At 43.2% G+C, this 4913-nt stretch carries 3 protein-coding genes; all 3 read right to left on the bottom strand.

The window, feature by feature from the left end; all coding sequences use genetic code 11:
* The coding region (locus F6K20_RS24155) for a hypothetical protein (RefSeq protein ID WP_287296309.1) at nucleotides 1-1249 on the bottom strand (1249 nt) is incomplete at its 3' end.
* A complete protein-coding gene (locus tag F6K20_RS24150) occupies nucleotides 1246-3738 on the bottom strand; it encodes a DUF11 domain-containing protein (protein ID WP_008182445.1) in 2493 nt (830 codons plus the stop codon). The genes F6K20_RS24150 and F6K20_RS24155, both read right to left, overlap by 4 nt.
* A 792-nt stretch (nucleotides 3739-4530) precedes the next feature.
* Nucleotides 4531-4913: hypothetical protein (locus F6K20_RS24145; protein WP_287296307.1), on the bottom strand; the 383-nt coding region annotated here is incomplete at its 5' end.

The raw sequence follows: 4913 nt of genomic DNA, 5'->3' as shown, positions 1-4913 counted from the left end.
TGTTGTTTGAACGCAGGGGAAAGTCGTAGCCGATAACACAGCATTGAATGCTGTGATTCAACATCAAAGCTGTTAGGGCATCCTCAAAGTTAGAAATGACTCGCAGTTGAAGGTTGTCCAATTGAGCGTTACTTAAATCTAAGTTAGGTAATTGCTCACCATTAACCGCAAACTCAGGTAAGTCTCCGACTTGGATATCGATACCAGGTGCATAAGCAATCTCTTGGTCTAACTGAGTTTCTGGAATCGGTATAGTTTGTCTAGCTTCATTATTAACCGTAGGATTGAGACTAACAGTTTGTTGCGTACGCAGTTGAAGGTTGTCCAATTGAGCGTTACTTAAATCTAAGTTAGGTAATTCACCATTAACCGCAAACTCAGGTAAGTCTCCGACTTGGATATCGATATCAGGTGCATAAGCAATCTCTTGGTCTAACTGAGTTTCTGGAATCGGTATAGTTTGTCTAGCTTCATTATTAACCGTAGGATTGAGACTAACAGTTTGTTGCGTACGCAGTTGAAGGTGGTCTAATTGAGCGTTACTTAAATCTAAGTTAGGTAATTCACCATTAACCGCAAACTCAGGTAAGTCTCCGACTTGGATATCGATATCAGGTGCGATTGTAATTTCAGTATCTGAGCTAGTTGCTGCGATCGGTATAGTTTGTCTAGCTTCAGTATTAACACGATTGAGACTAACCCTTTGCTGTTGTTTCAGGTCTAGATTAGCAAGTAGAGCTTTTGGTGAATTTAGCTGAGGTAGTTGACCAGGCAGTAGGTCAAAACTAGGTAGCCGACTTGTACTCAAGTCCACTACAGGTGCAAGGGCGATGTCTGAGGATGGCTCTGTCTGTTGGATTGGTGAGGGAGTCAGAGTCGAGTTGAAACTAACGATAGGTTCTCGTTTCAAGTTCAGTCTAGGGACTTGATCTGACCTCACATCAAACCTAGGAAATTGTCCATCGTTGATGTTAAAACTGGAAGACTGTCTCAGAGCAATTGTTGTTGATTGCTCATTTTGGTTTAGGGAGGGAACCAGACCGGGATTGAAGCTGAGGATCGGTTCTTGTTTGAGATCAAGGCTAGGTAGTTGACTTGGCTTCAGGTCAATGACTGGTAATTTATCCTCTGCTGCTTGGGTTGATTCAGCTTCAGCGATCGCAGGATACAGCACCATGGTGACGCTACCAGCGATCGCTCCCATTAGCTGTAGTTTACAAGATGTGTTATAATTGTTAGTTAATTTCATTGCTGATCCTCTTCGTTGAAGGTCGGAGTGACTGCAAAGTTCATGCGTGCCATACCACCAGGTTCTAAACGCACGAGTCGGGATTGGCTGTTGCCCTCATTGAAATGGGTATTGGGAGCTAGGGTGTAACCTGGAAGGCTAGTCAGGTCTAAAGCTCCAGTGTGGTATCCCGGTAGAACGTTCTTAACCGAGAACAGACCATTGGCATCAGTGGTAATTCGGTTACCGTTTTCCATAAAGATCACCGCATTAGGAACGCCCGGTTCTCCTGGTTGCTGATGACCATCAAAGTTTTTGTCTACAAATACTCGACCTAGTAAAGTGCCGCAATCGGAAATAATGCCGGGATCAATTCGTACTCGATGAACCACTGGACCATCTTTGATATCCCAGCCGTTGTCATCCCGTTCCGCAGCAACAATTGCTGAGTTCTCCCCGTCACCCCGGATGCCATCTGGGGTGACTTGCACCCCATAAGCAATGTTCAATACTCCACCTTCTGGAATTGGCTCTGCTACCCTGAAAGTAATTCTTGCCCCATCTCGTGTGGTTTCAATCTCCATTGATTCTTGCTGTAACTCGCCCCGGACAGAATCTTCAACCAATGTGAATCCTAGGGGTAAGTCGTCAGTCACTACAATGTCAACCACAGCACTACGGGCTAGATTGCGCAAAGAGAGGCGGTAGATGATAGTATCTCCTGGTTCAGCGGTAGCTCGGTCTGCGCTCTTGGTAATCCGAATCGATTCAAGGTCACAAATACCCGTATCTACATTCAACAATCCCAAAACCAGACCTTCCCGTTTGGCATTCCGAATCAGGAATTCACCCTGTACCTCTGTGGGATTGGCATCCGTAGTAATCGGTAGACCATCTAAAGACGTAGCAGTATAGGAAACTATACCTTGGGCTTCATCAACATTATTGATGGTCAAGCGAATGCGCCGTTGTAGGAAGTTGCTATTATCGGGTGGATTAACCACCAAAATGTAGCTTCGACCTTGCTCTAACTGACCTCGGTCTCGATCAAACAGAAAGCTGTATCTACCTCGGTTTTCATTGTCGTCATTGTTAAGGAAAAAGGGATTGGCATTGGTAGTATTAGGTTCAATCCCTTCCGGAATGGTGTTATTGGGGTCATCGGGAACTTCAGTGGTGGTCAGTTCTACAGCACTCAAGAATCCTGTGGGGTCATTGGGGTCTGGTTCAAATAAGCCAACGCTAAATCCGGTATAGTCATCCAACAGTTCATTGTTACAACCCCGGATTTCTCCAAACGGGTCAATCAGTTCCAACCTGGGGTCAGGTGTAGGAGCTATAGTAGCTATGGTCTGTTGTGCTGTTTCTTGGGAGGTATTGTCTTGACCACAATTACTGCTAAACCCTAAGGCTATAGTTTGCTGATCATTGTCTTCAGCAGCAGCGTTAAGTGCCACTTGCACATTCAGCACCACCTCCTGCCCAGGCTCGATTTTCAGTGTTTCCGGGGTTTCCTCCAAACCCTCAACAGTAACATTGCCAATCGAAGCTGAACCGACTAAGCCACTTTGAGCAATAACGCTGGCTTGGGGAGTTTGTATCTCAATCGCTGCATCTCCGGTGTTAAGCAAGGCATAACGGAAACTCACAATATCTCCCGATTGCACCCGCGACCCTTGACCAGACTGAATGTTTACTAGGTCTTGCTCAAGAGAGTCTTTAGCTTGGATCAGGAGTTGTTGTTGTTCAGGGATAGCATTGAGCGCTTCATCAAATGCTTGCTGGCGAATATCGGTAAAAGTAGTACTACTCAAGTCAGTTGGGATTAAACCAGCTGCGGTATTTTGGGCAGTTGTGGCATCGGCTTCAGCAATACCAATGGATTCTAAGCCCTGTTGAGCTAGTCCAGTAAAGACTAGAGCCATGACTTGATCGGCCTGACTATTCTCCCCATTTAAGACGGCAGCTTTATTCGGTATTGCTTCCTCAATAGCGGTTTTGGCAGCAGTGATGACTTGATCAGCGGTAGTGTCAGTGGATGAATTAGCAAAACTCATTACTGCTTTGATACTGGCATTGCTAGCTTCCTCTGAAGTAAAGCCCAAGGTTACTAGTTCATCCTCCAGGGCATCAGTCATAGCACCTAAGCCAAACACCAACTGGCCTTCCCCATCTTTAATCCCCTGAGATACCAGATTGAGAGTTCCTTGTTTAGAGGTTTCACTCTTAACTTTGCTAGAAGTACCAGTAATGAATAACTCACTAGGTCGAGAGAATCTTCCCCTTGGACCACGAGGCATTTGGTACCGATAAGTGACTTGATTGATCACAGTTGCTCCTACTGTTTCAGGAGCTGTACACTGTAGCGGTGTCTTACCGGTTGTTGCTGAAATTTCTGCTGGCTGAGTTTGCGACAGTACTGGTGGAGATGTTGGTAAGACACCTCCTATCAAAACTGTTGCTAGCAGCTTTGGTAAACGTTTTTTCCAGTCAGGGGTTGATTTGCACATTTTGATAGTAAATCACTGGATATTTTTGTTGATTGAAATTGGGTGTTTTTATAAAAATTAAAATTTAGGTTTTATAAGTTTTATAAAAATTAAGCAAAATTATAAAAATCAGGCAAAAATAATCAAAAAATAGCGCGGGTTGCGCTGATTTTTTTAGGCAGTACTTATGCTGGCTTTTTTTTAAAAAAATAGAATTATTCTGCTCTAGGCTTTAGGTTTTAGGCTGTAGTCTTCTGATTATGAAGCGAACCGGCTACAGCAACGAGGCTGTAAACTGCTTTAATTTTACATAATACTTAACGCCTAATACCCAACGCCTAATACTTATAATTAAATTATTTATGGTTATGAATTTATTACTACGGAGTTTTATTTAGCCAGATAAAAACTGTTACAACTGAATGAGTAATAGTGACTACTAAATAAATTATTTAATTACCTGTAATTATGTTCTAAAAATAACAAAATTATAAGCTTAAGTGATTAGTCATTAGTTAGGATTTTTAGTAAGCTATCAGCGATCAGCTTTGGGCCTGTGGCCAACAGCTGACGGCACCTCAAGTAGCGTGAGCTTTTAGCTCACGGCTGACCACCGACCGCTGACCGCTGACCGAACCTCAAGTAGCACCATCTGTAGCGCATATGCTGACGATTTATGAGTCCTGATTTATAAGTTATTTGTAATTAACAAGATTTTATTGGTATTTACAAATGACTTCTAAGTACTAACTAGCAACTAATCACTAATCACTAATCACTAATCACTAATCACTAATCACTAATCACTAATTACTAGCGAACATTCACATCATAAGATGCTTCTAAAACTGCTTTGGGATCGAGAGCTTCTGGAAACTCAAAGCGAACGTGAGTGTAAGCTGAAGCAGGGGCAGGTCTAGTTTCTACCGTGCCATCTTCAAGGGTGACTTCAATAGTAGGTTGTTCTATAAAAGTCTCTCCATTATCAATGCTGTAAGTTATCGTTGCTCCATTGCTGTTGCTAGCAGAATCAAGAATATACATGGTAGCGCGAGGAATAGGTTGGGTAACCATCAGATTGTCAGCTTCCACTTCCCCAGCATTTTCACCTTTGACAGTGTAACGAAGGGTATCTCCTGGTTTGACAACGGCTTTGTTCTCTAGGGCTTGCCAAGTAATATTTTCTTTACCTTCAA

Origin of the sequence: Moorena sp. SIO2C4, assembly GCF_010672485.1 — a bacterium.
In the GTDB taxonomy this organism is placed as follows: domain Bacteria; phylum Cyanobacteriota; class Cyanobacteriia; order Cyanobacteriales; family Coleofasciculaceae; genus Moorena; species Moorena producens.
Note: the sequence above shows the minus strand (reverse complement) of the source record. Positions and strands in the feature narration are given on the sequence as shown.

Excerpts from the sequence above, each read along its gene's own strand:
- F6K20_RS24150 (WP_008182445.1), bottom strand. The coding sequence starts at position 3,738 with ATGTGCAAATCAACCCCTGACTGGAAAAAACGTTTACCAAAGCTGCTA.